This window comes from Streptomyces sp. NPDC054932, assembly GCF_053610205.1.
In genome coordinates, this window is the sequence record NZ_JBSGXU010000374.1 from 1 (window position 1) to 2,190 (window position 2,190).

A 2,190-nucleotide genomic window follows, 5' to 3' on the forward strand; every position below is an offset into this window, starting at 1 on the left:
GGTATAGACCGAGGCCGGCCTGTGGCGTCGGCTGCACCGGGCGGTGCTGGACGAACTCGGGAACGAACGGCTCGTTGGATCTCGAAGGATGTGAGGGCCGTCGGGAGCGGCCCGGAACTGAACTGGTGCAGCACACGTCTCCCGCACCATGATCTCAAGTGAGCGCCAAGAGCACGCGATCTCCACCAGGCTGGTCTCGCCGTCCGCAGTGAGTGCGGAACCGTCGAAGACCAACGACTACAACAGCTTCGCCGAGGCGTACGCGGCCGCAAACGAAACCAACCTGGTCAATGCGTACTACGAGCGGCCCGCGATGCTGGCCCTCGCTGGAGATGTGGGCGGCCGACGGATTCTCGACGCCGGCTGCGGCTCGGGGGCCCTGTTTGCCGCGCTGCGCGACCGTGGCGCCGTTGTGAGTGGCTTCGACACGAGTGCCGGGATGCTGGAGCTGGCTCGGCGGCGGCTCGGCGACGGTGCGGACCTGCAGGTGGCGGACCTGGGCAGCCCACTTCCTTACGCTGATGACACATTCGACGATGTAACGGCGTCCCTGGTACTGCACTATCTGGAGGACTGGGGGCCGGCGCTGGCCGAGCTGCGACGCGTACTCAGGCCCGGCGGTCGGCTGATCGCATCTGTCGACCATCCCTTTGCCATCAACCTCATACACCGCGAGGCCGGTCGCGAGGCCGAGCACAACTACTTCGACACCACCAAATGGACCGTGGAGTGGACCATTGGCGGCCATACCGCCCTGGTGAGCAGGTGGAACAGGCCGCTGCACGCGATGATCGAGGCTTTCATCGGGGCCGGTTTCCGGATTACGGTCATCAGCGAGCCGGAGCCTGATCCCGCCGCCCGCGAGATGTTCCCCGAGGCCATCGCGGCCAAGCCGCGCTTCCTGTGCTTCCTGTTCTTCGTCCTGCAGGCCGACTAGTACCCCAGCCGTAGGTCGTGATCTTGCTGGTCGGGGCCGGTGCGGAGACGGCTGCGGCCACCGTTGATCATCGTGAGTTGTGTCGACCAACGAAGATCAGCCGGTGGCCGCAGGTCACAGCGTAGTGCCTGCCCGGTGGCGGTCGATGTTCGACCAGCTGACGGGCCGTATCGCGGGCCGGTTCGCGCGGGTCGAACCACGCCGCCACGCAACGGCGTTGGTGCTGGGCCTGCTGGCGGACCTGCCAAGGAAGAACTGCTGGACGCTGGCCGAGCACGCGGGCGACTCCACCCCGGACGGCATGCAGCACCTGCTGCACCGCGCGAAGTGGGACGCCGACGCGGTCCGCGACGACGTACGCGCCTACGTGCTCGAGCACCTGGCCGATGACGAAGCCGTGCTGGTGATCGACGAGACCGGCGACCTGAAGAAGGGCACCGCCACGGTCGGCGTCCAGCGCCACTACACCGGCACGGCGGGCCGGATCGAGAACTCCCAGGTCGCCGTCTACCTCGTCTACTCCGCCGCCTGCGGGCATGCCGCGATCGACCGGGCCCTGTACGTCCCGCGCTCGTGGACCGACGACCTCGACCGCTGCCGGACCGCCGGCATCCCCGAAGACCTCACCTTCACGACCAAGCCGGTACTGGCGGCTCGGATGATCACCCGGGCCCTGGATGCGGGCGAACGCCCGCCCGCTGGGTCGCCGGCGACGAGGTCTACGGCGACAACCCGCACCTGCGGGCCGCGCTGGAAGACCGCCGGACCGGCTACGTCCTGGCAGTCTCCAGCACCCACCAAGTCACCACGGTGGCAGGGAAGTTCCCGGCCAAGGCCATCGTGGCGAAGATCCCGAAACGGGCCTGGCAGCTGCGCTCGGCCGGAGCGGGCGCCAAGGGCGAGCGGTACTACGACTGGGCCCAGGCCGACATCCACGGCCCCGCCGACCGGCCCGGGCACTGGTGGCTGCTGGTCCGCCGCAACCGGAGAAGCGGCGAACTCGCCTTCTACCGCTGCTTCTCACCCCACTCCGTCCCGCTGTCCGACCTGGTGTGGGTGGCCGGACGGCGCTGGACGGTGGAGGAGACCTTCCAGGCCGGCAAGGGCCTGGCGGGGCTGGACGAGCACCAGGTCCGCCGCTGGACCTCCTGGCACCGCTGGGTCACCCTCGCGATGCTCGCCCACGCCTTCCTCGCCGTCACCGCAGCCGCCGAACGCCGCGACCACCCCGCCCCCGACGACCTGATCCCCTT

General features: G+C 69.0%; 1 protein-coding gene and 1 pseudogene. Both read left to right on the top strand.

Features of this window, described 5'->3' with window-relative positions; all coding sequences use genetic code 11:
• Positions 1 to 148 precede the first annotated feature (148 nt).
• Positions 149 to 937, top strand: coding sequence for a class I SAM-dependent methyltransferase (locus ACWGE1_RS40880; RefSeq protein WP_453425540.1), 789 nt, complete (start codon positions 149 to 151; stop codon positions 935 to 937).
• Positions 938 to 1,082: 145 nt separating this feature from the next.
• Positions 1,083 to 2,190, top strand: a pseudogene (locus ACWGE1_RS40885) (IS701 family transposase); the annotation flags it as partial.